The organism is Paenibacillus sp. FSL R10-2771, from assembly GCF_038000205.1.
Lineage (GTDB): Bacteria > Bacillota > Bacilli > Paenibacillales > Paenibacillaceae > Paenibacillus_AQ > Paenibacillus_AQ phytohabitans.
Genome location: NZ_JBBOBM010000001.1, coordinates 5,660,980 through 5,687,592, shown reverse-complemented (window position 1 = coordinate 5,687,592; position 26,613 = coordinate 5,660,980). Strand labels below are relative to the sequence as shown.

Genomic DNA, 26,613 nt, shown 5'->3' with positions numbered 1-26,613 from the left:
TTGCACAGCAATTTGGCGCCGCATAATATTCAAGGAGGAAACACCATGCCTAAAATGAAAACACATAGCAGCCTGAAAGGCCGCTTTAAGATCACTGGAACTGGTAAAGTATTGCGTTACAAAGCTCACAAGAACCACTTGCTGTCCCACAAATCGAAACGCGCAAAACGCGTATTGAACGGCAATCCAGTAATGGCCCCTGGGGATGTAAGACGTTTGAAACAAGGACTTGCTAACTTGAAATAGTTAATTACACATTTTTGGGAGGTTTATTAATATGGCAAGAGTTAAAGGCGGATTTGTAGTTCGTCGTAGACATAAAAAAGTATTGAAACTGGCAAAAGGTTACTTCGGTTCCAAGCACCGCATTTTCAAAACAGCTAAAGAGCAAGTAATGAAATCGATGGTTTATGCTTACCGTGACCGTCGTCAGACTAAACGTAACTTCCGCAGACTGTGGATCGTTCGTATCAACGCTGCAGCGCGTTTGAACGGTCTTTCCTATAGCAAGCTTGTATACGGCCTGAAATTGGCTGGCGTAGAAGTGAACCGTAAGATGCTGGCTGATCTGGCAGTGAATGATCTGAACGCATTCAACTCCCTGGCTGTAGTTGCCAAAGAGAAGATCAACGCGTAAGAATGATATAAACCGAAAAGCACCGCCTGCGGGATGTCCCGCGTGACGGTGCTTTTTTGTGCCGTAAGGCTGAGCTGCTGCTCCCTGCTATATTGAAGGAACAGAATTCCGGAGAGTGCTATTCCCAGTACTTTGTTGTGCTAAGCTGTGAAGCCAGCTTCTTGCTGCTGGCGCGTCTGATCTTGCGCAGCTCCGAACGCTCGTTGGCCGATTGGCAGATCAGCTTCTCTTCCTCAGTCTCGGCAATGATGGCCGGAACGGGGGATGGAGTGCCATCTTCATGGACTGCAACGAAGGTAAGGAACGATGTAGCTGCAACAGCACGTTCACCTGTATAGAGGTTCTCCGAGATGATTTTGACGAATACCTCGATGCTGGTGCGTCCCGTCCAGGAGACGAAGGATTCGAAGCAGACAGAATCAGTTGGCCTGATCGGCAGAAGGAAGTCTACAGAATCAGCGGAGGCGGTTACCACATTCGTACGGCAGTGGCGCATGGCCGAGATAGAGGCAACTTCATCAATTGTGCTCATCAGTTTGCCGCCGAACAATGTTTTGTGGTTGTTAACATCATTCGGGAAGACACGGCCAGTTTTGAATACGCGGGATTCGTGGCAGTATTTAGAGGCCGGTACAACTTGAGGTTTGTTTTCTTGATCCATTTCAGTAACTCCCTTTGCGAACAATATGTAAACATTCATGATAATAGAAAAGCCATCACTGTGCAATAATAACGTTAATGCGCGGGTATCACAAGATGAATTTCGAGGTTTCCTGACACCTACCATACATAGCGGTTACATGCCATGTCATGGTAAGCGGTTTCTTGTTGAAAAATGCAAATTATTATTGACCTGAGGTCATTAATAGACTGGATTTTAGCTTTTTTTGCAGGTATAATTTGTTCTAATGGTATGTCCAAGCAGAACACAGAAGACATCCAATTTTCTAAGGGGGATCACATTCGATGAAGAAGTTTTACCAACTATCTTTAGTTATGGTTATGGCATTCACTGTTATTTTGGCAGGATGCGGAAACAATAACAACGCAAACACCAATGCTGGAGCAGCAACTACTGCACCAACCACAGATGCAGCAGCAACAGAAGCACCAGCAGCAACTGAGGCTCCTAAGGCTGTCAAACTCGGTCTCGTAACTGACGTGGGCGGCGTTAATGACAAATCCTTTAACCAATCCGCTTGGGAAGCCCTGCAGGCTCTGGAAACAGAATCTGGCGCTGAAATCAAATACCTGCAAAGTAAATCCAATGCAGACTATGAGCCAAACCTTAACCAATTCGTTAAAGGCGGCTATGATCTGACTTGGGGTATCGGTTTTGACCTTGGCGATGCAGTGTTGAAGGTTGCTAATGAGAACCCGACTGCTAACCTGGCAATCATTGACAGCGTAGTGGAAGCTCCTAACGTTGAATCTGTTACGTTTGCTGAGAACGAAGGATCCTTCCTGGTAGGTGTTGTTGCAGGTCTGACAACCAAAACTAACAAAGTAGGCTTCATCGGCGGTATGGAAAGCCCGGTTATCAAGCGTTTCGAAGTTGGCTTCAAAGCCGGCGTAGAAGCTGTAAACCCTAAGGCAGAAGTGAAGATTACTTATGCAGGTGCTTATGACAAGCCTGATACTGGTAAATCCCTGGCTGCAACCCTGTATGATGCAGGCAATGACATCATCTTCCCGGCTGCCGGCGCTACAGGTAACGGCGTATTCAATGAAGCTAAATCCCGCAACAAAGCTGGCGGTACTAAAGTATGGGTTATCGGCGTAGACAAAGACCAATCCCTGGAATTTGGCGACGACGTAACTTTGACTTCCATGATCAAACGTGTTGATGAAGCGGTTAAGAAGGTTTCCCAACAAGTGGTTGACGGAACATTCAAAGGCGGCACTACAACTGTTCTTAGTCTGAAAGACAACGGCGTAGGCCTTCCTGAAACATCCAAGGCTAACGTTTCTGCAGAAATCCTGGCTAAAGTTGACGAGTACAGCAAACAAATCATCGATGGAACAATCACTGTTCCTTCCGAGTAATTCTTTGCATCACCTTTACTGGATTTAACCATATCAAGAAACAAGGCCGGTTACTTGAGCTGGCCTTGTTCTCTGTTACAACATTTGTTATAGGTATACACAGCGGTACCGTCCTGCATAGGGCGGTACAGCCGTGTCTATAAGGCAGTATTATATATTCTGTGATGAGGGTGATACCATGAGTGCTGCGGCTCCTGTCGTAGAGTTGAAGCAAATCACAAAACGCTTTCCCGGTATTGTCGCGAATGACTCTATCAGTCTGACGCTGGAAAAAGGCGAGATACATGCACTGCTTGGTGAGAATGGGGCAGGCAAATCAACCTTGATGAATATCGTATTCGGACTGTACCAGCCCGATGAAGGCAGCATCGAAATCGACGGGAAACCGGTTATTATCGATAACCCCAATAAGGCTATTGAGCTTGGCATTGGTATGGTTCACCAACATTTCAAGCTAGTAGAGCCTTTTACGGTAACCGAGAACATTGTTCTTGGCATGGAACCGAAAAAAGGTCTTAAAATCGACTATAAATCCGCTGCGGAGCAGGTTCGTAAGCTATCGGAGCAGTACGGTCTTCAAGTCAATCCAAATGCCAAAATTCATGACATTTCGGTAGGCATGCAGCAACGGGTAGAGATTATGAAAACCCTGTACCGCGGAGCGGATATACTTATATTCGACGAGCCTACCGCTGTACTTACGCCCCAGGAAATTACTGAACTGATGGCGATTATGAAGCGGCTCGTTGCCGAAGGCAAGTCCATTATACTTATTACCCATAAGCTGAAAGAAATTATGCAGATTTCCGACCGTGTAACCATTATCCGGCGGGGCAAGGTAATTGATACCGTTAAGACCTCCGGCACAAATCCGAACGAGCTGGCCGAAAAAATGGTCGGACGCGGTGTTACCTTCAAAGTAGACAAGCAGCCGGCACATATTGGTGAAGGCATCCTGAAGCTGTCTGATGTCAGAAGTAAAAGCAAGGATGGGATCCCTGTGCTGAATGGCCTCAGCTTTGAAGTGAAAGCGGGCGAGATTCTGGGGATTGCAGGCGTCGACGGCAACGGACAAAGTGAGCTTATTCAGGCGATTACCGGTTTGCGCAAGATCGATTCCGGTTCAATTACAGTTTCGGGCAAGGAAATTACCAACCTCTCTCCGCGTAAGGTGTCTGAAATGAATGTCTCCCATATCCCGGAAGACCGACACAAGCATGGACTGGTACTTGATTTCACCGTGAGTGAGAATATGGTGCTGGAAACGTATTATAAGAGCCCGTACAATCAGAACGGATTCTTGAATAAGGATGTTATCAACAAGCATGCAGAAGATCTGGTGAAGCAATTCGATGTGCGTACGCCTTCAATTGAGAACAAGGCCCGGTCATTATCCGGCGGTAATCAACAGAAAGCGATTATTGCGCGGGAAATAGACAAAAATCCGACGCTCCTGATTGCAGCACAGCCTACACGCGGCCTTGATGTCGGAGCCATTGAATTTGTTCAGAAGCAGCTGATTGCCCAGCGTGACCAGGGCAAAGCCGTATTGCTGATCTCTTTTGAACTGGACGAAATTATGAATGTATCCGACAGAATTGCCGTTATTTATGAAGGGCAGATTGTCGGAGAAGTATTCCCGCAGGATACGAATGACCAGGAACTGGGTCTGATGATGGCGGGCAGCTTGAAGCGGGGAGGCCACGCGGATGTCTAGAATCAAAAAAATATTCGCTACAGACACCTACATTATTCCGCTTATTGCGATTCTGTTGGGTTTCCTGGTCGGCGCTATCGTTATGCTGATTGGCGGATACGATCCGGTTGCAGCCTACTCAGCGTTATTCAAACGTGTATTCGGCAGTCCATACGATTTCGGTGAAGCTGTGCGCGAGATGACTCCGCTAATGTTCACAGGTCTCGCGGTAGCCTTTGCTTTCCGTTCAGGGATGTTCAACATTGGCGCGGATGGCCAGGTGATGATCGGCATGACGGCTGCCTCAGTAGTCGGCATCAAGCTTGGCGGCGTATTGCCTGCATTCCTGCTTGTACCTCTTGCGGTGATTGCAGCGGGTGTATGCGGCGGACTTTGGGCGGGGATTGCCGGTTACCTGAAGGCCAAACGCGGAATCAACGAAGTTATTACTACGATCATGTTGAACTGGATTGCGCTCTTCCTGTCGAACTATATTGTCCGGACCTTCCTGCTCTTACAGGGACAGAACCGTTCGGAAGATAACCCGGCATCGCTGTCGATGACCTTCCTGTTCTCCACATTCGACAATGCCCGTCTGCACTGGGGAACGGTTATTGCCCTTGCAGCAGCTACATTCTTCTACGTCTATTTGTGGAAAACCAAGCAAGGTTACGAAATGCGTGCGGTAGGTTTAAACCCGCATGCTGCAGAATATGCAGGTATGAATGTAGGACGCAATGTGATCAAAGCGATGTTCATCAGTGGTGTGTTCGCCGGATTGGCGGGAGCTGGTGAGGTACTGGGTGTCTTCCATTATCAATCGGTATTCGCGGCATCACCTGGTTATGGATTCGATGGTATCGCTGTGGCTCTGCTCGGGCTGACTCATCCGCTCGGCGTCATTCTCGCTGCTATTCTATACGGTACGCTTACGTATGGTTCTGCAGGGATGAGCTTTGGTGCTGATGTACCTCCGGAGCTGATCCGTATTGTCATCGGTTCAATTATTTTCTTCATTGCTGCGCAAGGCATTGTACGCTGGGTGCTCAAACCGTTTTACTTCAAGCGCAAGAAAGAGAAGGTGTTATAGATGGAAGTCTTAGGCCAACTGCTCAATACAACGCTTGTTTTTTCCACGGCGCTTATATTTGCCGCCCTTGGCGGCATCTTCTCTGAACGATCCGGTGTCGTCAACATCGGACTTGAAGGCTTGATGATGTTTGGTGCATTTGCTGCAGCAGTAGGCGGGTACTATGCTCAGGAAGCAGGAATGGGTGAATGGGCGCCATGGGTTGGTGTGCTTAGTGCCATGGCTGTGGGTGTGATTGGTTCACTGATTCATGCGGTGGCTTCGATAACCTTCAAGGCCGATCAGACGATAAGTGGTACGGTCATCAACTTCCTTGCCGCAGGCAGTACACTGTACATGGTTAAGCTAATCTTCGACGGATCCGGTGAAACTCCGCTGATCGACGGTTTTAGCAAAGTAGCCATTCCCGGACTTTCCAAGATACCAGTGATCGGAGAAGGGATTTTTAATTCCTATCCAACGACCTACTTAGCGATTATATTGGTAGTTGTTATTTATTTCGTCCTGTTCAAAACTCCGTTTGGACTCCGTCTGCGTGCAGTCGGTGAACATCCGAGTGCAGCAGATACACTTGGTGTAAATGTAAACAAGATGAGATATATTGGTGTAATGCTTAGCGGCCTGCTGGCTGGTATCGGCGGAGCTACGATTACTTTGACAACTACCGGTACGTTTGCACACAATACCATCTCCGGACAAGGCTTCATTGCCATTGCGGCGATGATCTTCGGTAAATGGAATCCGCTCGGTGCTTTCGGAGCAGCCGTATTCTTCGGTCTGTCCCAGGCCATCCGTAACTATGTGCAATTGTTTGAATGGTCCAAGAGTATCCCGCAGGAATTCATTTTCATGATTCCTTATGTACTAACCATCATCGTCCTGGTCAGTGCAGTCGGACGTTCTTCGGCACCTAAGGCTTTGGGGGAACCATACGATCCGGGCAAACGCTAGGGTCGGTATCTCCTGTTTAATTCTTTTTCGTTGCAGAGCGCATTTCCGGTTATCCGGAAATGCGTTTTTTTGTTAGCGGTGATGCTGCTCCTTCATGATTCGGGCAGGACAGATGTACAGGCAAATACCGGCCGAGGCGAATAGACTGCTTAAGAAACTCATTAGGAGGGATATTATGGCACAGCCGGTTACGAAAAAACAAGTCATGAAGCTGGTGGGTAAAAATATCGTTGCAGTAAAAAAAGACGGCTCCAAGGTGATGGGCAAGTTACTCCGTGTTTCGGGCAACCGTCTTGTTCTACAGCGTATCAGTGGTAAAAAAGTACAAACCAAAGCATTGATTCCGCTTGTATTGTTTGATTTGCTGGCTATAGGTACGGCTCCATATGGCTATGGCGGTGGAGGCTATGGCTATGGCGGTGCCACATATGGAGGCGGTTATGGCTATGGCCCAGGGCCTGTTCCCGGTCCTTACGGCGGTTATGGTCCAGGTCCCGGTTATGGTGTCCCACCTATTGGATTCTTTTAAGCTGTAGAACAGCCTGAGTTCATCAGATGAACTGTTTTTCAAGCTCATAACAGTAGTTTTGCGGTTGATAACGGGCTACGCTGTAGCCCAGTTTTTCATAAAAGGCAAGACCGGCTGTATTCCCGGTATCCACAGAAACCTTGGCCCGCCGGCATGCACGTGATAGTGCAAACCGCTCCGCTCTGTCCATCAGCATATTCCCGTAACGCCTACGCCTTGCATTAGGCGCAATGGCGAGCATATCGATATATAACAAATCTCCATGCAGCATAAAGTGTACGAACCCCAGCGGATCACTCTCATAGTCAGGACAAGCCACGAGAGTAACGCCTTGCCCCAGACGGCGGGGCAGATCTTTTCTGACCTGATTGATAATCGTCTGTGGAAGATGGGATAGCGGGACAAGCTGCTTTTCAATCAAGTCAAAAATGACGGTGTCATCCTGCTTGGGTCTGCGGTAACGAATCATAAAATGCCCCCTTTCCACGCATTGTCGTACATCATATGCCCTGCCTGGTGTGGGCGTTCCGGTAAGGGTAGAACAACATTTTGTGAAGAATTTAATATATATCCGCAAGATGGGTATTGACTTACCGTGTGAGGAAATCATATAATGTGTCTAAACATTTTAACGAACATACATGTATCGGCGATGAAGAGGACGAAGTTTTAAGGGCTCTTTTGTTCAGAGAGTGAGAGGAACTGCTGCAACCTCCACCAAAATCCCTTATATACGAGCTCACCTCGGAGCTGTTTCCCTGAAAGGTCCATCAGCAAGAGCGGTGGAATTATTAGGGGGAATCGTTTGGTCCGCGTTAGGGACTTCAGGTTACAGAGATTTGGGCCCTGCCTACATCGATGGATTTTTGTATCCTGATAAGGCATTTCATCGTGAGATGTAATGCAAACATGGGTGGTACCACGGAAGCTAAACCTTTCGTCCCTCACGCGCTTATTCTGCGCGTGGGAGGCGAGAGGTTTTTTTGTTGAATAGGGAGGATTTACAGCCTGTTCGTCAATATTAAATGTTGTATAAAAGACGTCCTGTCATTTGAATAATGAATGTGAACAATCGAAGGGAGGAATACTGATGAGCGCGCAATTACCGGAAGAAGTGCGGTCTATAGAGCAGTTACGTGAGAAATGGAAAAATCCTGAGGTGATTACAGGTTCCGAAGTCCTGCTGCGCAGTCTAGTACTGGAAGGTGTGGATACTGTATTCGGATATCCGGGCGGGGCTGTACTCTATATCTATGATGCTCTTTATGGATTCGATGATTTCAAACATATTCTGACACGCCATGAGCAGGGAGCGATTCATGCAGCTGACGGATATGCCAGAGCGAGCGGCAAAGCAGGCGTATGTATCGCCACTTCAGGCCCGGGGGCAACTAATCTGGTAACAGGAATTGCTACTGCATTCATGGACTCTGTTCCGCTGGTGGTAATCACCGGGAACGTATTCTCCAGCCTGATCGGCACAGATGCTTTTCAGGAAGCGGATATTACCGGTATAACGATGCCGATTACGAAGCACAGCTATCTGGTACGGGATGTTGAAGACCTGCCGCGAATTATTCATGAGGCCTTCCATATCGCGAATACGGGACGCAAGGGTCCGGTACTGATTGATATTCCGAAGGATGTATCTGCTGCTAAGACATTGTTCACGCCGGTTCAGCAGCAAGGCGTTAACCTTCGCGGCTACAACCCGCGCACTGTGCCTAACAAGCTTCAGCTTGATAAGCTGGTGAAGGCCATTGCTGCTGCAGAGCGTCCGATCATTATTGCAGGCGGCGGGGTCATTTACTCCGGAGCGCATGAAGCGATGTATGAATTCGTGAAGCGTACAGAAATTCCTATTACTACAACACTGCTGGGTCTGGGCTGTTATCCGAGTGCGGAGGATCTGTGGATGGGAATGCCGGGCATGCACGGTACCTATACAGCGAACAATGCGATTCAACAATGCGATCTGCTAATTAATATTGGTGCCCGGTTTGATGACCGTGTAACCGGTAAGCTGGATGGTTTCGCTCCCAAAGCCAAGATTGTTCATATCGACATCGATCCGGCGGAGATCGGCAAGAATGTATCGCCTGATATTCCAATCGTTGGCGATGTCAAAACCGTGCTGGAAATGCTGATTCCTGATGTTAAGCGGGCCGCGAATGCGGATGCCTGGAGAACGCAAATCGCCCAGTGGAAGCTGGATCAGCCGCTGCGTTATAAAGATTCAGAGTCAGAGCTGAAACCGCAATGGGTAATTCAAATGATTAATGACACCACTAAAGGCGAGGCAATTGTTACTACTGACGTAGGACAGCACCAGATGTGGGCTGCACAATATTACAAATTCAATCACCCGCGCGCATGGATTACTTCAGGTGGTCTTGGTACAATGGGCTTCGGCTTCCCTGCGGCAATCGGAGCGCAAATGGCACATCCGGAGCGGCTGGTAGTCTCCATTAATGGTGACGGCGGCATGCAGATGTGTTCACAGGAACTTGCGATTTGTGCGATTAATAAGATTCCGGTCAAAATCGTTGTAATCAACAATCAGGTACTGGGAATGGTCCGGCAATGGCAAAATCTCATCTATGAGAAGCGTTACAGCTATACCGATCTTGCCGGCAGTCCGGATTTTGTGAAATTGGCTGAAGCTTACGGAGTTAAGGGTCTGCGGGCTACGAATAAAGAGGAAGCCGGAGCTGCGTGGAAAGAAGCCCTGGAAACACCTGGACCCGTCCTGGTAGAATTCGTTGTCCCTAAAGACGAGAATGTCTACCCGATGGTAACCCAAGGGTCAACCATTGATCAAATGCTGATGGGGGATGAATAGCGGTGATGAGACATACGATTTCCGTGCTTGTAAATGACCAGCCAGGTGTGCTGCAGCGGGTATCCGGACTGTTCGGCCGCCGGGGGTTCAATATTGAGAGTATAACTGTAGGCCAGTCTGAAGAGATTGGGCTGTCCCGGATGGTTATCGTTACTCTTGGAGACCAGCATACGCTTGAGCAGATTGAGAAGCAGCTCTACAAGCTGATCGATGTCATCAAGGTTATTGATCTTGGCTCCAAGCCCATGGTTGCCCGTGAGCTGGCGTTGATTAAGGTCAAGGCTGATCCGGCTGAACGGCCTGAGATTATGGGTGTTGTCGAAACCTTCCGGGCCTCGGTAGTGGATATCGGAACAACAAGCTTACTAGTACAGGTGGTTGGAGAGACCCAGAAAATTGATGCTATGATTGAGCTGCTGAAGCCTTATGGCATTAAGGAACTGTCACGAACAGGTGTAACGGCGATGATCCGCGGTAATGCGTGATCGTCACAATTTACAGCTTTAACGGATTACTGCTTGCTTGCATTAATTTATTAAGATATGGTTAGGCTTTCCCGCGAAAGAGCGGGGGCTTGAGGAGCACGGCAATGCATAGGTAAGGAAACACCGCGCTCTTGAAGCACCCGCTCTTTACGATGGGTCCAAATTAAAGGAGGATATTGACAATGGCAGTTACAACGTACTATGAACAGGATGCAGAGCTTAGCGTATTAAAAGGAAAGACAATTGCAGTAATCGGGTACGGAAGCCAAGGGCATGCTCAGGCACAAAACTTGCGTGACAGTGGACTTCAGGTTGTCATCGGCCTGCGTGAAGGCAAATCTTTTGAAACTGCCAAGAATGACGGTTTTGAAGTATTGTCTGTAGCAGAAGCAGTATCCCGTGCAGATGTAGTGCAGATTCTCATGCCGGACGAAACACAGGCATCCGTATATAAGAATGAAATTGAACCGAACCTGAAGAACGGCGCGGCTCTGATGTTCTCCCATGGCTTTAACGTACATTTTGGTCAAATCGTTGCTCCTAAGGATGCAGACGTGCTGCTGGTAGCACCTAAGTCCCCGGGTCACATGGTTCGCCGTACTTATGTTGAAGGCTTCGGAGTTCCCGGCCTGATCGCCATTGAACAGGACGCAACCGGTAATGCCAAGGCGATCGGACTAGCATATGCCAAAGGTATCGGCTGTACCCGTGCAGGAGTTATCGAAACTTCCTTCCGCGAAGAAACAGAAACAGATTTGTTCGGTGAACAAGCTGTACTCTGCGGCGGTGTATCTGCACTGATCAAAGCCGGATTCGAAACACTGACAGAAGCCGGTTATGCTCCTGAGATGGCTTACTTCGAGTGTCTGCATGAAATGAAATTGATCGTGGACCTGGTGTATGAAGGCGGACTTGCCACTATGCGCGATTCCATCAGTAACACAGCTGAATACGGTGATTATGTAACCGGACCACGCATCATCACGGATGAAACCAAAAAAGCAATGAAAGAAGTGCTGTCCGATATTCAACAAGGTAAATTCGCCCGCGACTTTATCCTTGAGAACCAATCCGGCCGTGCCTTCCTGACAGCTACCCGCCGCAACGAAGCCGCTCATCCGGTAGAAGTGGTAGGAAGCCAGCTGCGTGAAATGATGCACTGGATTAAGAAATAGGACATATACTTAAGACTACATGAACCATAGGTGATTCTCAGATGCGGCCGTAATTTTGCGAGCCGCATTTGGGGATTTATGGACAATTTGCAGGAGGTGCTCAGCATGCGGAAAATATATGTGTTCGACACGACGCTGCGTGACGGAGAGCAGTCACCGGGTGTGAACCTCAACACGCGCGAGAAGGTGGAAATCGCCTATCAGCTGGAGAAGCTGGGAATTGACCGGATGGAAGCCGGATTCCCTGCGGCATCGCCCGGAGATCTGGCTGCGGTTAACGCAGTGGCCAGAGCCGTGAAGAACGTCACTTTGATTGGCCTCTCCCGTTCCAGAGAGAGTGATATCGATGCGGTTAAGGAAGCGCTGCAGGGAGCACAGGATCCTTGTATTCATATTTTCCTTGCTACATCACCGATTCACCGCCAGCACAAGCTCCGTATGGATAAAGCACAGGTACTGGAAACTGCGCAGTCGGCTATCCGTTATGCCAAGAAATATTTCCCCAAGCTGGAGTTCTCTTTGGAGGATGCCGGCCGGACAGAACGTGATTTCATGGCTGAAATGGTGTCGATGGCGATCCGTGAAGGAGCCAATGTGGTGAACATCCCTGATACTGTGGGCTATCTGAATCCTTCGGAATACGGAGCGATTTTCAAATTCCTGAAGGATACGGTGACGGATATCGAACGGGTACAGCTCAGTGCACATTGTCATAATGATCTGGGGATGGCTACCGCCAATACGCTTGCTGCCATTCAGAATGGCGCGGATCAGATCGAAGGGACCATTAACGGCATTGGTGAGCGGGCAGGAAATACGGCTATTGAAGAGGTAGCGCTGGCGCTGGAGACCCGCAGCGAATTTTTTGACGCCAAAACTTCACTGGTCCTGTCGGAAATATCCCGTACCAGCCGCTTGGTCAGCAAGCTGACCGGGATGGTAGTGCCCGGGAATAAGGCCATCGTCGGGGCCAACGCCTTCGCGCATGAATCTGGTATTCATCAGGATGGCATGCTGAAGGAGAAGACCACCTACGAGATCATGACACCTGAAACGATCGGCCTCAAAGAAAGTAAGCTGGTGCTGGGCAAGCACTCCGGACGCCATGCCTTCCGCGACAAGCTCAGTGATCTGGGCTATGACGTCCCGGAGGAAGAGCTGAATGCCGCTTTTGCCAAGTTCAAGGATCTGGCGGACAAGAAGAAGGAAGTCTCGGATGAGGATATTCTGGCTCTTCTGGAAGAGAAGCTGATCGATACACCGGAGACCTTCAGCCTGCAGACAATATATGTGACTTATGGTAATGAAGCTACGCCAACGGCCAAAGTTATTATTAACGGGCAGGAGCCGCAGCCGATTGTGGCAGTTGCCGAGGGTAATGGTTCCGTAGACGCGATCTATAACGCCATTGATCAGGCTACTGGTGAGGAAGTCACCTTGGGCGACTATTCGATTAAGGCAGTCAGCAGAGGTAAAGACGCACAGGGTGAGGTTCATGTTGTGCTGTCCCAAGGCGAGATCGCAGCGCAGGGCCGCGGACTCAGTACCGATATCCTGGAAGCGAGTGCCAGAGCCTATCTGGATGCACTGAACAAGCTGATTGAGAAGCGTAAGACGCTGCTCCCGGCCGACCAAGCCAGCCTGTAAACGGTATATATAGAAGCTTTCCACTAAATTAAAACCTGAGTTTAAGCCATTGGGCCAGCAGAACATTCTGCTGGCCCAATGGCTTTTTTGTTTTTCTTAGGGGGATTTATGAGTTTATCAGCCGTTTGTCAGTGATTTATCAGTGACTTTAGTTACAATTTATCTTGTCATAATCACACCTTTTGGCACTTTCTTTGTCAATACTAAGCGGTTTATAGGAAATTGGAGTGAGAAATGGAGAAATTACTTAGCTGTTCAGAAATTGTTCATGTCACTGCTCTAATGTCTTATCTGATCATTCCACGACTGATGTAAGAACAAATTATACATATGAAAGAGGGAGAGGTCTTGAGATTAATGAAAAAGAAAAAATGGGCACTGGGGCTTGGAATAATACTGTTCGTAACATCATTCGCTAATGCAATGGGTTTCTTCACCAATGTCAATGCGGATGCAATGAACACAGAAATTACCGAAGATATTGTTAAAACTGTAACACTCTCGGTATACGAAAATGGGACGCAGGTTACGGATAGTGTGTACAAGCTGGATTCTATGGTTAAGCTGAATTTGACTTATGAGCTTCCGGATGCAAAGTATGACGAAGGCGCTACGTACACGTACACCCTTCCTTCCCAATTAAAAATTAATCAAACGTACTCCGGTACGCTGGTTAATAGTGAATTCGCTAATGGAATTGGTACTTATACTGTAGGTGCAGATAATAAAGTCGTATTTGTTTTTAATGAAAATATTGAAGGGCTATTGGATATAAAAGGCACTTTTTGGGTTGAATCCACCCTAAGCTCAACTACAGTTACCGGCAGCACAACGCAGGTGCTCCATTTTCCGATAGCGGGAAATGCCAATAACTCAATTACACTCCAGGTTCAACCCAGTAACGGCAAAGCTATCACCAAAACCGGAACACCCATGCCGCAAAAATATAATGCCAGCAGTATTGACTGGACGGTTGATGTAAATACGCTTTTGAACAAACTTGATAATGCTGTAATTACGGACCCCATGCAGACAGGATTGGAGCTGGACCCGGCTTCTATTGCTGTATATGCCTTGACGGTGGATGTTAAAGGAAACTTAACCCTTGGCGGGCAGGTCAGTTCTGCACTCTATGACACGACCGCAAGCGATCTGACCAAATTGGATCTGAGATTCAATAATTCAATAAATGAAGCCTACCGGATAAAGTTTACTACCAAGAACATAAGTACTACAGAGCAAACAAAGTTTAATAATACAGCTACACTGACTGCTAATGGCTCACCTCAAACTGCCTCTGCAGAGGTTAATATTAACTTGGGCAAAACGCTGGAAAAATCATCTTTGGGTTATAATTCATCTTCAGAGGAAATTACTTGGCAAATCAAATATAACTATAATGAAAAGGTAATAACAGCGGATAAAGCTGTTCTAACCGATACTTTCGACATCACTCAGGATTATGTTGCCGGATCAATGGAAATTTATAAAGTAAAGCTGGATCAAAACGGAAACGGTACGGTTGATGGCGCAAAGTTGATATTAGGTACGGACTATACCGTAACCCAACTGGCTGACACTACTTCCAAAGCTGGGTTTGAGCTTAAATTCATTAACGACATACAGTCTGCCTACCGGATTGTATACAAAACAAAGGTAGCAGACCGCGTCTATACTACCGGGAATGTTACGAATACAGTCACCTATAACGGGGTGCCCGTAACAGCTACGACTTCGCTTACCCAACGTGTTTTAACTAAGCAATCACCGTCAAACATAGATTATTGGAACAAAACCGTTAAATGGACGATTAAAATTAATGAAGACAAAAAAACAATGACCAATCTGGTATTGACTGATAAATTCGGAAATGCCGGATTGCAGCTGATCGGGAAGCCGGTTATTTCTCCTGCGCTGGTTGAGGGTACCGATTATGAGATTACCATTCTGGGAAATAGCGACTTTAAAACAAATGATGGTTTCGAAATTAAATTTTTAAAACCCATCACTCAGGCTTATACGATTACTTACAGTACCAATTTCGATTATTACAAGCTGAAAACTAACGCAACTACCTTCACTAACACTGCCTCGGTTGTATGGCAAGAAAAGGCTGTTGGCACACCAGCACAGACGTCCTCAGCTACTTTTGATCCGAACGTTAAAGTCAAGAATAATGGATTCAAGGAAGGCTCGTACGATACAGCCAGCAAGAGAACCACCTGGAAAGTTGGAGCCAATTATAACAAAAGAGAACTGGCTGCAGGTGCAGAACTAGTTGACACGTTTCCGGCAAGCCAACAGATGGCTGGAGGAGATACTGGGACTGTAGAGGTATATGAGTTAAATTACAATGCAAGTGGAAATCCTGAACAGGGAGATCCTGTGAGTCCTGCTGATTATGATGCAAGTGTAACTGCCGATGGACTTCAGCTGAAGGTTAAATTTAAGAAAGCTATTAATTATGCCTTTTATGTAGTTTTCAAAACAGAATTTATAGCAGGAGATGTTAGCGAGGGGACTCTCACCAATAAAGCCACCTTGTATAATGCGCAGGGCACGGCAGTCTCGGGAGTGCTCCAGAATTCCCCCCTCACTATACCGAATGGTGGACAATATGTAACTAAAACAGGTGTGGTTGATAGTTCAGATCAAACGTTAATAAATTGGACGATGACCATTAACGCTAACCAATCCGCAGTGAGCAATGCAGAGATTGTAGATACTCCGAGTATCAATCAGGTGTTATTGCCTGCAAGTTTTCAGGTCTTTAATACTACAGTTAACGCGGCTGGAACAGTTGCTGAGACTGGCACGAAATTAGTTCAGGGTACAGATTATACGCTCCAATTCACCACAAACCCAAGCGGGGTAGACATCTTTAAGCTGGCGTTTACGAACCCCATTACCAAACCCTATATTCTCAAGTATCAGTCTGTTATTACAGCAGTAGGAACTGTAGCTGTAACCAATAATGTTGCATTTAGCGGAATGGGTGCCAAGCAGGTAAGTAAACCTTTTCCATTCACCCAAAGCTTCACCATTGTTGATACCGGAGGTACGGGCAGCGGTGTGAAAGGCTCGCTTAAGGTGCTGAAAACAAATGCAGACCAAACTAAAAATCTCCAGGGTGCTGAGTTCTCCCTGGGTCGTATTGTAGGTACAGAACTGAAGGATACAGTGAAAGCAACCAGTGATTCAGCTGGCAATCTGGAGTTCACTAATTTGCGGGCCGGTAAATATGTTCTAAAGGAAACAAAGGCACCCACCGGATATGCACTGGATACTACAGCGCGGACAGTAACCATTAATTCTTCTACACCTGTTCTGCTGACCGTTACGAATGATTATAACGGCTCGCTCAAGCTGACTAAGGTTGCCCAGGATGATTCGTCCAAAAAACTTGCAGGTGCAGAGTTTGAACTGTATGATGCAGCAAATAAATTGGTAGGAACGGGAACTACCGATGCAAACGGCGTAGTGATTTTTACGAAATTAATGGGAGGAAGCTACACATACAAAGAAACTAAAGCACCGGCTGGATATAAGCTTAATGGTAATAGTGTTCCCGTAACTATTGATCCGGCTCAACAAAATGCTGTGACGGTTACTAATGAAGCACTTCAAGGTTCGCTTAAACTAATAAAGGTAGATAAAGATGATGCAACGAAGAAGCTTGCAGGAGCAAAGTTTGAGTTATACAATTCCAGCAATACTCTAGTGGCAACATCTACTACCAATGCCAGCGGGGAAATTGTATTCAGTAATTTGAAGTTCGGAACCTACTCCTATCAGGAAACTGCTGCTCCGGCCGGATATGAACTGGATTCAACAAAGCAGAGCGTTACGATCGACTCGGATGTGCAGAAGGTTCTGGAACCGATCAAGAACACAGCAACTCTGGGCTCGCTCAAGCTCGTTAAGGTAGATGCAGCTGACAGTACGAAGAAGCTTGCCGGAGCGAAGTTCGAGTTGTACAATTCCAGCAATGCCATGGTGGCAGCGGCAACTACTAACGCCAGTGGTGAAATTATATTCGATAATCTAAAGGTTGGAGCATATACCCTGGAGGAAACCAAGGCTCCGGCCGGATATGATTTGGATTCCACGGTGCGCAACATCACAATTAGTTCGAAAGTACAGCAGGTGCTGGCTCCAATTACGAATAAAGAAACCTTGGGTTCGCTCAAGCTTGTTAAGGTAGATGCGGCGGACGGAACGAAGAAGCTGGCCGGAGCGAAGTTCGAGCTGTACGATTCCAGCGATGCTCTGGTGGCAACGGCGACTACCAGTGCCAATGGTGAAATAGTATTCAATGATTTGAAGCTCGGAGACTATACACTGAAGGAGACCGGAGCTCCAACCGGGTATGAATTGGATGAAACGGTGCGTAATGTCAAGATTGATTCGAAAGTACAGCAGATTCTGCCGTCAATCCCCAATAAAGCAACCACAGGCTCACTTAAGCTTATAAAGGTGGATGCAGCGGACGGAACGAAGAAGCTCTCAGGAGCAAAGTTCGAATTATACAATTCCAGCAATGCTGTGGTTGCGGCAGGGACTACCAATGCCAATGGTGAAATTGTATTCGATGATTTGAAGCTTGGAACGTACACACTGGAGGAAGTCAAGGCTCCGGCCGGATATGATCTGGATGGAGCGGTGCGTACTATCAAGATTGATTCAAAGGATCAGCTGGTGCTGGACCCAATCAAGAACACCAAAACCTTGGGCTCACTCAAGATAAGTAAGGTAGATTATAATAATGTGAATAAGAGGCTTGCCGGAGCAGAGTTCAGACTCACGAGTACCAGCACAAATGTGGCGGTAACGCGTGTTACGAATAACGATGGTGAAATTGAATTCACAGATCTGAATCTTGGGGACTATACCCTGGTGGAAACCAAGGCCCCCTACGGATATGATTTGGATGCAAGGGTACGCAATGTCAAAATTACTTCGAAGGATCAGCTTGTTCTGACCCCGATTACGAATATAGAAACCATCGGCTCGATTAAGTTTGTTAAGGTCGATGCAACTGACGGGACGAAGAAGCTTGAAGGAGCTGTATTCAAGCTCACGAATTCCAGCAAGATTGTGGTAGCAACGAAAACTACCAATGCGAACGGTGAAATTGTGTTCGATGATTTGAAGCTGGGTACGTACACGCTGGAAGAAACAAAGGCTCCGGCCGGGTATGAATTGGATTCAACGCCGAAGGACGTCACAATCACTGTGAAGGCCCAGCAGGTGCTGGCACCGATTAAGAACGTGGAAACCCTGGGTTCACTTAAGCTCATCAAGGTAGACGCTGCTGACGCGACGAAAAAGCTTGCCGGAGCAGAGTTCAAGCTCACAAATTCCAGCAAGATTGTTGTAGCAACGAAAACTACCAATGCGAACGGTGAAATTGTATTCGATGATTTGAAGCTTGGAACGTATACTCTGGAGGAAACAAAGGCTCCGGCCGGATATGAATTGGATTCAACGCCGAAGGATGTCACAATCAGCGGGAAGGCCCAGCAGGTGCTGGCTCCAATTAAGAATGTGGAAACCCTGGGTTCGCTCAAGCTCATCAAGGTAGACGCTGCTGACGCGACGAAAAAGCTTGCCGGAGCAGAGTTCAAGCTCACGAATTCCAGCAAGATTGTTGTAGCAACGAAAACTACCAATGCGAACGGTGAAATTGTATTCGATGATTTGAAGCTGGGTACGTACACGCTGGAGGAAACAAAGGCTCCAGCGGGATATGATCTAGATCCAACGGAGCGCACTATTACGATTAATTCAAAGGTACAGCAGGTGCTGGCACCAATCACAAACCAAGAGACCTTGGGTTCAATCAAGCTCGTTAAGATCGCCGAAGGTAACGCAGCGAGAAAGCTCGCCGGGGCTGAGTTTAAGCTTTATGATTCCAGCAAGAGCGTAGTGGCAACTAGGATTACCAACGTGAATGGTGAGATTGAATTTAAGGATTTGAAGCTTGGAGTATACACATTGCAGGAAACCGTGGCTCCAACCAGCTATTATTTGGATTCAACGGAGCGCAGCATCATCATTGATTCGAAGGTACAAAAGGTGCTGGCCCCAATTACGAATAAAGACATACCGGCACCGACAGGAGCACCCGGAACGAACCCGGTGGTTACTCCAACACCTACTCCGGTTAGTACGGTAACGCCAGGTGTAACTAGTACACCAGGTCCTTCCGCAACAGGAGTACCTGGCGTGACGTTTACACCGGGACCTACACCAATAGCGACCTTAAGTCCTACTGCACCTGCAGTAAGCAGCGCACCGACGCCACAGGCTACGTCAGCAACGACTGTTGAGGATATTCCAATCGATGGGGAAATTCCGCTGGGCGGCATTCCACGCATTAGTGTGGAACCGTCACATGGTACAGTAGTCGTTACACCAGACGGCAAATGGACTTATACTCCTGATCCGGGATATACCGGCAAGGATAAATTCACCATCACTGTAACGGATGAAGACGGCAATGATCAGGATATCATTATTGAGGTGGGTGTTGACGAGGTGCCGACAGGTACGGTAACTGATACAACCTCCGGTGAAGATGGCCTGCCTGGAGATCTCCCTAAGACCGGGGAAGAAAGCCCGCTCCCATTGTATCTGATGGGTGGGGGACTGATCGTTCTGGGGATTATCCTCGCACGCAGATTCAAGACACGCAATAAACCGGAGTAATCAGAGATAGCATAAATAAGGTTATACTGGTATACAGACAACCCGCCCGAAGCAAATGCTACGGGCGGGTTGTCTTGTTCTTATATTCAGCAGAAGAATAAGATTGATTCACAGACTTCTGAAATTATGCTGCTTCCATTCCTCGTACCAGCGGGTTATATTTGCCGGCAGGCCGATTCCCAGTTCCCCGTTCCAAAGAGCTGTCATCGTGTTATATTGCTCCTCGACCCCGGAGCGTTCACCGATGATATCATACGTTTTCATAAGTCCGAAATATCCCTGTTCGAAGTAAGGCTGAAGACGGACAATACGCTGATATATCGTAACAGCCTCCGGGAGTTTGCTGGTCTCTATATAGAACGCTGCCAGACTCAGCGCATGATGCAGCCAGATCGTCCGGAGCCGCTGACGTTCACTCTCAGCCCACAAATAATCGTAGTCGGCCAAATAATCACCAGTGTAGAAATCCAGCAGACGCTGATGCTCTTGAATATTGCCTGCGCTGACCGGCTCCAGAGTAAGAAGGCCTTTCTCCCATTCGTAGCTGTCAATTAAAGCGCCCCCGGTCTCCAGGGTATAGCCTTCTCCGCCGCTGACATTATTGATGGGGAGATCGATTTCTCCCTGCTTCAAGCACTGCCTTACCTGATAAATGGTAGTGTACAGGTGGGTTGAGGCTTTTTTGAGATTGAAATCAGGCCACAGGAGATCGATCAGGCTGTCCTTGCTGACAAACCGGTTACGGTTATGAAAAAGATAAGCAAACAGCTCCTGGGCTTTCGAGGTACGCCAGCGAATATTGCTTAGCGGCTGTCCGCCGCGCTCGAAACGCAGGGACTGGAGGCTGCGGATCATGATTTGATGATCTGTAATTTTATTGTCGGGCTCCAGCTCGATCCGTTCCTCCAGACGCTGAATAGTCTTCACCAGCCTGCTTCTGCTTACCGGCTTCAATACATAATCAAGTGCGTTTAGCTCAAAAGCATCTACAGCGTAGTTATTGTATGCAGTCACAAATATGATTTTGGCACGGGGGCAAAGATTCTGCAGGATTTCACCAGCTTGAACTCCATTCATCTCGGGCATATCAATATCCAGGAAAATAACTTCCGGGTCCAGCTCCGGTGCTGCTTTTACCGCTTCATAAGGGTCTGTAAAGGCGGCAAGGATCTGTACTGACGTTAATTCTTCAAGCATGAGCTGAAGTTTTATAAGTGCAAGACGTTCATCATCCACTAGCATAGCTCGAATCATTTCTGTCCACCGCTTTCCTTATCTTTATCACTGAAACGCATACCATCCTCTTAAGGAGGAGCAGCCGTTTCTATTTGTATGCTGCCTAGCCATGATGATAAATGAATTCGACAAGAAAAAGGAATTCCCTTTCTGTAGAGGATAAGCCCCATGTAGGATATAGTAAAGTAAAATAGACTGCAAAAATTATTTTTTAAAAATTTCGCATGTCCTGCAGGGGGATCAGCCTGCCCGGCGTCTAACGTTATGTAACTGAAGGAGGGAAGAATTACTTGGAAGAGACGGAGTGGATTACTGCTGTGCTCAGCGGAGAGCATCAGGCCTTCGGGCACCTGGTGACACGCTATCAGGGCATGGTATACAGTGTATGCATCAAAATCACAGGAGAAGCCGAGTCGGCCAAGGATATGGCCCAGGAAGTCTTCATCAAGGCCTATAAGGCTCTTCCCTCCTTCAGAGGACAGTCTTCATTCTCCACATGGCTGTACCGGATTGCTTACCGGACCTGTCTGGACTGGAAACGGGCCAATGACCGGGAATGGCGGCACCGGAGCACTGCGGACTACACGGAGAATGATTGGGTGACTTCGCAAACGCCTGAGCAGGCGGCGCTCCGCAAGGAAGCCTCCCAGGAGCTCGATGAGAATTTGAACAGTCTGACAGAGCCGTACCGGTCGGTTGTGCAGCTGTACTATTTTCAGCGACACTCGTATCAGGAGATTGCCGATCAGAAAGGGATTTCGGTCAAAACGGTTGAATCGCAGCTGTATCGGGCCAGACAGATGATGCGCAAAAGCGGGGAGGAATGGCGATGAATTGTGCAACAGTAAAAGAATGGATGCCGCATTATATCGATGGCCAGCTGCCGCCTGAGGCGCAGCAGACAATCCGCCTGCATGCCGAGTCCTGTCCCGACTGCGCGCAATGGCTGGAAGAGGCACGCGGTCTCGCGGCGCTGTGGAATGAGATGGAAGCCGGGCTGGACGGCCTTGGCCAGGAAGCAATGCAGCCTATGGACTTCCCTGATCTTACAGCGGATGTGATGGCTAAGATTGACCGTATGGAGAATGGCCGCAGGGAACGGGTGATTAAAGCAACGATGTCCAGACGGCGTACCGCCCCGGGAACCTCCTGGATGCATTATGGCGTTGCCGTGGGGCTGACTTTTCTCCTGCTGCAGTTCGGTGTGTTCGAACACCTTGCCTATGGCATTACCGAAATTAATGGGCAAATGTCCACTTCAGTCAGCGCCTGGTTCGGCCCTCAAGGCAAATAATCCAACAATCCGCAGGGGCTATTCCGGCTAATTCATACTAATTAAAACCTGCGTACGATAGAAGCAGCTTTGCTGCAAGAAGATTTCGAAGAAGCGGATGTTCCGCAAAACTCAGCATATGCTTTCGAAGCAGCTTTGCTGTAAAGAGAGTTCTGAGAAGCGGATGTTCCGCAAAACTTTTAGGAGGGTATTATATGATTAAGAAAAGACGCTGGCTCACATTTCTCCTGGCGATGGTTCCGGGACTGGGCCATATGTATTTAGGCTTTAAAAAACTGGGTCTTGAGTATATGCTTGGAGCATCGCTGTGTATTATGTTCATTCCGTCGATGCCCACCGTATTTCCGTTCGCGCTGGCAGCACTCTGGTTCTATCAACTATTCGATGCGCTGCAAAAAGCGGCCTGGATGAAGCTCTCTGCGGCTGAGCATGAGCGGATGATGTTCCATCCGGACAGCTTCGGGGCACCTTGGACTATGGGAATGCCGGCACCTCCGGTGTATCCGCATGATGATGTTAATCCGGTATGGGTAGGCATAGGCTGTGTCATAGCGGGTATTATGCTAATGCTCATTACGGTATTTCCAACCCTCTGGAGAATACTCAATGACATGAACATCGGGGCGATCGTGCTGTCTCTTGCCTTGATCGGATATGGACTGAGAATGCTGAAGAACAATTCTAAAGTATAGTGAAATGGGGAAATGAATTATGGGGAGATGGAAAATCGGCAGCTTTACCGCCGCAATAGGCTGCATTGTGATTGGGGTCATTGTAGTACTTGCCCAGTACGATGTAATCACTTACGAGGCGCTGGGCTATATCTGGCCGGCACTGCTTATTCTGTTCGGGCTGGAGATGCTGCTTAGGCTCTTCATTAAATCGGATGTCAAGAGCCGTGTGAGCGGCTGGGCGATTGTGCTGATTATCGTGCTTGTCGCGGCAAGCGGGGCACAGACGGTGCTGGCCGGCGGTTCGCTGAGCAGTATCTTGGGCAATACAACGCTTGTCCCGGTAAGCGGGACGGTAGAAGTGAATCAGGAAATTAAGAATGTGAGGATTGAATTACCTGACGGCAAGGTTAAGATTGAAGGCGTGCAAGGAAACACCCTGGAATATGAAGGAAAGCTGGAGCTGCCGGGCAATACGGACAGTGAAGCAGCAAGCGCACTAGAGCGTAAATGGAAAGTGACGACCGAAGGCGACACGATTGTCATGGAGCTGGAAGGAGATTCCGGCTGGCTCGCGAACATCCAGTTCGGGATCAATGTCAAAGCTCCTTACCTGAATGTCAGCGTTCCGCAGAATTTAGCCGCCCAGGTAGAGACCAGCGACGGATCCATCGAAGCTGCCGGTCTGACGGCAGGCATGGATGTGGACACCAGCAACGGGACAATGGATATCCATGATATTACCGGAGGCGTGGAGGCTCACACCAGCAATGGTACAGTAACCGTGCAGAATATACAGGGTAAAGTGGAGCTGGTCAGCTCGAACGGGGCGATTACACTGGGCAATATCGACGGTTCCTTATCTGCCAAGAGCAGCAACGGCAAGATTACGGTCAATTCTGCGGTGACAGGCGACTGGGAGCTGAAATCCAGCAATGGCAAGATTGTAGTGGGCCTGCCGGCTGTTACGGATGCGACAATCCATGCGGATACGAGCAATGGTTCGCTTAAAGGGAATGTTACCTGGGACGGCGATGATGACAATGGAACAGCCGTGCTTGGCAGCGGAACCCATGAAGTTACATTGTCCACCAGCAATGGTTCTGTGACGGTGGACACCGCACAATAAATTGCACAAAGAGCTGTTTACCGGATAATTGCCGGTGAACAGCTCTTTCTATGACCTGGTATAGAACAGAATACGAATCAGATATGGCTTCTTAAACTCTGCTTACCAGGCATAAGCCTTCGGAGCAGCACCGCCGGGTCCCGGGAAAATCTCATCCAGACGTTTCAGCACGGACTCGTCCAGGACGATCTCCAGGCTGCGCAGCGCGCTTTCGAATTGCTCCAGCGTACGCGGTCCTATAATCGGAGCCGTCACCGCAGGATTGGCCAGCAGCCAGGCCAGTGCGATATTATCCTGCGGTTCGCCCAGCTCCAGACTCAGCTCCGCAAAGGCTTCCAGCTGGCTCTTATGCTGCTCTACACGTTCTGAATTGCCCCCGCTCCGGCTGCCTTCGATCTTCTTCAAGGCATTGCGGCCGAGGAGTCCCCCGTCAAGCGGGCTCCACGGGATAATTCCAAGACCGAGATGCTGGGCAGCAGGCAGAACCTCCAGCTCCGGCAGACGGCAGGTGAGGCTGTATTTATGCTGCTCCGATACCAGACCCAGGAACCCGCGGGCCTTCGCTTCCTGCTGGGCTACGGCAATATCCCAGCCGGCAAAGTTACTGGAGCCGACATAACCGATCTTGCCCTGGCTGACAGCAAGCTCAAAGGCACCCCACAGCTCGTCCCACGACACGTTGCGGTCGATATGGTGCATCTGGTAGAGTTCAACATGATCGGTCTGCAGACGCTGCAGAGAGGCTTCCAGGTGCCTGCGGATAATATAGGAAGAGAGGCCGGCCTCATCGTTTGGACCATCCAGCTTGTCACTCATTGCGCCATAGACCTTAGTGGCGAGCACAACCTTTTCACGGCGTCCGCCGCCCTGCTTGAACCAACGCCCGATAATGGTCTCGGTCAGGCCGGAATTCTCACCCCAACCATACACGTTAGCAGTATCAAAAAAGTTGACTCCGGCGTCCAGCGCAGCATCCATGATGCGGAAGGCTTCCTTCTCGTCGGTAATCGGCCCGAAATTCATCGTTCCCAGACAGAGGCGGCTAACCTTCATACCGGACTTGCCAAGCTTAGTATATTGCACCTTAGTATCACTCCCTCATTAAGATGGACTAACGGTTATATACAACAATTGCATACTAATTGTAAACAACTTAAGAATCAAGAGCAAACTGCGGTGCAGTTTTTATCAGTGCCAGCTACGGTAACCGTACTCCTATAGGCTTCGCCTATCAGTTCAATAGAATCTATATCTTTGTCCTTTGTCTGTTGTTATGATACAACAATATACAGAAGAACTATGTCTGCGAGCAGCAGGACTACCTAAGGAGTGACAGGAATGAGCGAGGTTAAGAAAATCGCCGTAATTGCCGGGGACGGTATCGGACCTGAAGTTGTGGCAGAAGCGGAAAAAGTATTGAAAAGAACGGAAGAAGTGTTCGGCTTTGCTTTTGAAACGGAGCATGCCCTCTTCGGCGGGATTGCCATTGACGAGCGGGGAACACCCCTGCCGGAGGATACGCTGGAAATCTGCCGCAGTGCAGATGCCGTACTCCTGGGAGCCGTTGGCGGACCGAAGTGGGACAACAATCCGAAGGAGCTGCGTCCGGAAACGGGACTGCTGGGCATCCGCAAAGCACTGGGTCTGTTCTCCAATCTGCGTCCTGCAGTTGTCTTCGACTGCCTGAAGGATGCTTCAACGCTGAAACCGGAAGTACTGGAAGGCACGGACCTGATGGTGGTGCGTGAGCTGACAGGCGGTATTTATTTCGGTGAGAAGCTGCGCCGTCAGGGTGAACACGGGGAAGAAGCTGTGGATACCTGCGTATACAACGTAACAGAAGTAGAGCGCATTGTACGCCAGGCGTTCGAGATTGCCGGCAAACGCCGCAATAAGCTGGCCAGTGTCGATAAAGCCAATGTCCTGGAGACCTCGCGCCTCTGGCGTGAGGTAGTGAACAGACTGGCGCCGGAATATCCGCAGGTAGAGCTGGAGCATGTACTGGTGGATAACTGTGCAATGCAGCTGCTGCGCCGTCCTTCAAGCTTCGATGTCATCGTTACTGAGAACATGTTCGGAGATATCCTGAGTGATGAAGCAGCGATGCTGACCGGTTCCATCGGTATGCTGGCTTCGGCTTCACTGGGAGAAGGCAGCTATGGCCTCTACGAGCCGGTACACGGCTCTGCGCCTGATATTGCCGGCCAGGGGCTCGCGAATCCGATCGCAACGATTCTGTCGCTTGCGCTGATGTTCCGGATGACCTTCGGCTACGAAGAGGCAGCGGCTGCCATAGAAGCAGCTGTCGCAGAGGTACTCGATGCCGGTCACCGGACCAGCGATATCGCTGTAGACAAGAGCAAGGCAATCAGTACTACAGAGATGGGCGATCTGATTGTTGCCGCTATCCGCAAAGCCTAGTTCTACCACATATGCCCTCCTTTGACGCAGAAAGAAGAAAAACTTCACAAAAT

General features: G+C 48.6%; 21 protein-coding genes. 17 read left to right on the top strand and 4 right to left on the bottom strand.

Annotated features, from left to right (window positions below; translation table 11 throughout):
- Positions 1 to 45 precede the first annotated feature (45 nt).
- On the top strand, positions 46 to 246 hold the full coding sequence (rpmI, locus tag NSU14_RS24130) for a 50S ribosomal protein L35 (RefSeq protein ID WP_036696104.1): 201 nt from the start codon (positions 46 to 48) through the stop codon (positions 244 to 246).
- A gap of 31 nt (positions 247 to 277) precedes the next feature.
- Positions 278 to 637 carry a 50S ribosomal protein L20 gene (gene rplT, locus NSU14_RS24125; RefSeq protein WP_036649386.1) on the top strand — a complete coding sequence of 120 codons (360 nt, stop codon included), beginning with the start codon at positions 278 to 280 and terminating at the stop codon, positions 635 to 637.
- 118 nt (positions 638 to 755) lie between these two features.
- On the opposite strand, the gene NSU14_RS24120 is transcribed toward rplT, so the two are convergent.
- Complete coding sequence (locus NSU14_RS24120; protein ID WP_039301523.1) at positions 756 to 1,298, bottom strand: acyl-CoA thioesterase; 543 nt, start codon at positions 1,296 to 1,298, stop codon at positions 756 to 758.
- Positions 1,299 to 1,603: 305 nt separating this feature from the next.
- On the opposite strand from NSU14_RS24120, the gene NSU14_RS24115 reads away from it, so the two are divergent.
- The 5 genes from NSU14_RS24115 (at position 1,604) to NSU14_RS24095 (ending at position 6,949) form a co-directional block, all read left to right on the top strand.
- On the top strand, positions 1,604 to 2,683 hold the full coding sequence (locus NSU14_RS24115) for a BMP family lipoprotein (RefSeq protein ID WP_042134482.1): 1,080 nt from the start codon (positions 1,604 to 1,606) through the stop codon (positions 2,681 to 2,683).
- A gap of 178 nt (positions 2,684 to 2,861) precedes the next feature.
- The gene (locus tag NSU14_RS24110) at positions 2,862 to 4,400 is read left to right on the top strand and encodes an ABC transporter ATP-binding protein (protein WP_076248943.1); all 1,539 of its coding nucleotides are present in this window, start codon (positions 2,862 to 2,864) and stop codon (positions 4,398 to 4,400) included.
- Positions 4,393 to 5,469, top strand: a complete 1,077-nt coding sequence (locus NSU14_RS24105) for an ABC transporter permease (protein ID WP_039301514.1) — start codon at positions 4,393 to 4,395, stop codon at positions 5,467 to 5,469. The genes NSU14_RS24110 and NSU14_RS24105 overlap by 8 nt, the downstream gene beginning before the upstream one ends.
- Positions 5,470 to 6,420, top strand: coding sequence for an ABC transporter permease (locus NSU14_RS24100; RefSeq protein WP_042134484.1), 951 nt, complete (start codon positions 5,470 to 5,472; stop codon positions 6,418 to 6,420).
- A gap of 175 nt (positions 6,421 to 6,595) precedes the next feature.
- Positions 6,596 to 6,949 (top strand): hypothetical protein, encoded by a 354-nt coding sequence (locus NSU14_RS24095; RefSeq protein ID WP_340947501.1) that lies wholly within the window; start codon positions 6,596 to 6,598, stop codon positions 6,947 to 6,949.
- Between the two features lie 22 nt (positions 6,950 to 6,971).
- Here the strand turns inward: NSU14_RS24095 and NSU14_RS24090 are convergent, their stop codons facing one another.
- A complete protein-coding gene (locus tag NSU14_RS24090; protein WP_039301506.1) occupies positions 6,972 to 7,418 on the bottom strand; it encodes a GNAT family N-acetyltransferase in 447 nt (148 codons plus the stop codon).
- A gap of 621 nt (positions 7,419 to 8,039) precedes the next feature.
- On the opposite strand from NSU14_RS24090, the gene ilvB reads away from it, so the two are divergent.
- From ilvB to NSU14_RS24065, 5 genes are all read left to right on the top strand, one after another.
- A complete protein-coding gene (gene ilvB, locus NSU14_RS24085; protein WP_039301503.1) occupies positions 8,040 to 9,791 on the top strand; it encodes a biosynthetic-type acetolactate synthase large subunit in 1,752 nt (583 codons plus the stop codon).
- A gap of 5 nt (positions 9,792 to 9,796) precedes the next feature.
- Positions 9,797 to 10,276, top strand: a complete 480-nt coding sequence (gene ilvN / locus NSU14_RS24080) for an acetolactate synthase small subunit (RefSeq protein ID WP_039301592.1) — start codon at positions 9,797 to 9,799, stop codon at positions 10,274 to 10,276.
- 182 nt (positions 10,277 to 10,458) lie between these two features.
- The gene (gene ilvC, locus NSU14_RS24075) at positions 10,459 to 11,451 is read left to right on the top strand and encodes a ketol-acid reductoisomerase (protein ID WP_039301500.1); all 993 of its coding nucleotides are present in this window, start codon (positions 10,459 to 10,461) and stop codon (positions 11,449 to 11,451) included.
- A gap of 105 nt (positions 11,452 to 11,556) precedes the next feature.
- The gene (locus NSU14_RS24070; RefSeq protein ID WP_340947500.1) at positions 11,557 to 13,098 is read left to right on the top strand and encodes a 2-isopropylmalate synthase; all 1,542 of its coding nucleotides are present in this window, start codon (positions 11,557 to 11,559) and stop codon (positions 13,096 to 13,098) included.
- Positions 13,099 to 13,455: 357 nt separating this feature from the next.
- Complete coding sequence (locus tag NSU14_RS24065; RefSeq protein ID WP_340947499.1) at positions 13,456 to 19,809, top strand: SpaA isopeptide-forming pilin-related protein; 6,354 nt, start codon at positions 13,456 to 13,458, stop codon at positions 19,807 to 19,809.
- A 108-nt stretch (positions 19,810 to 19,917) separates the two neighbouring features.
- Here NSU14_RS24065 and NSU14_RS24060 read toward each other — a convergent pair whose 3' ends face one another.
- Positions 19,918 to 21,063 carry a response regulator gene (locus tag NSU14_RS24060; protein ID WP_081969863.1) on the bottom strand — a complete coding sequence of 382 codons (1,146 nt, stop codon included), beginning with the start codon at positions 21,061 to 21,063 and terminating at the stop codon, positions 19,918 to 19,920.
- 272 nt (positions 21,064 to 21,335) lie between these two features.
- Here NSU14_RS24060 and NSU14_RS24055 point away from each other — a divergent pair, with 272 nt between their 5' ends.
- The 4 genes from NSU14_RS24055 (at position 21,336) to NSU14_RS24040 (ending at position 24,139) form a co-directional block, all read left to right on the top strand.
- A complete protein-coding gene (locus NSU14_RS24055) occupies positions 21,336 to 21,878 on the top strand; it encodes an RNA polymerase sigma factor (protein ID WP_076248693.1) in 543 nt (180 codons plus the stop codon).
- Entirely contained in the window at positions 21,875 to 22,339 is a 465-nt protein-coding gene (locus NSU14_RS24050) for a zf-HC2 domain-containing protein (RefSeq protein WP_042134489.1), read from the top strand. The genes NSU14_RS24055 and NSU14_RS24050 overlap by 4 nt, the downstream gene beginning before the upstream one ends.
- Before the next feature lie 194 nt (positions 22,340 to 22,533).
- A complete protein-coding gene (locus tag NSU14_RS24045) occupies positions 22,534 to 23,031 on the top strand; it encodes a hypothetical protein (RefSeq protein ID WP_039301491.1) in 498 nt (165 codons plus the stop codon).
- Positions 23,032 to 23,050: 19 nt separating this feature from the next.
- Positions 23,051 to 24,139 (top strand): DUF4097 family beta strand repeat-containing protein, encoded by a 1,089-nt coding sequence (locus tag NSU14_RS24040; RefSeq protein ID WP_336101810.1) that lies wholly within the window; start codon positions 23,051 to 23,053, stop codon positions 24,137 to 24,139.
- A gap of 102 nt (positions 24,140 to 24,241) precedes the next feature.
- On the opposite strand, the gene NSU14_RS24035 is transcribed toward NSU14_RS24040, so the two are convergent.
- Positions 24,242 to 25,222, bottom strand: coding sequence for an aldo/keto reductase (locus NSU14_RS24035; protein WP_042134491.1), 981 nt, complete (start codon positions 25,220 to 25,222; stop codon positions 24,242 to 24,244).
- Between the two features lie 255 nt (positions 25,223 to 25,477).
- Here NSU14_RS24035 and leuB point away from each other — a divergent pair, with 255 nt between their 5' ends.
- Positions 25,478 to 26,560 (top strand): 3-isopropylmalate dehydrogenase, encoded by a 1,083-nt coding sequence (leuB, locus tag NSU14_RS24030; protein WP_039301483.1) that lies wholly within the window; start codon positions 25,478 to 25,480, stop codon positions 26,558 to 26,560.
- The last annotated feature ends 53 nt before the right edge of the window (positions 26,561 to 26,613 follow it).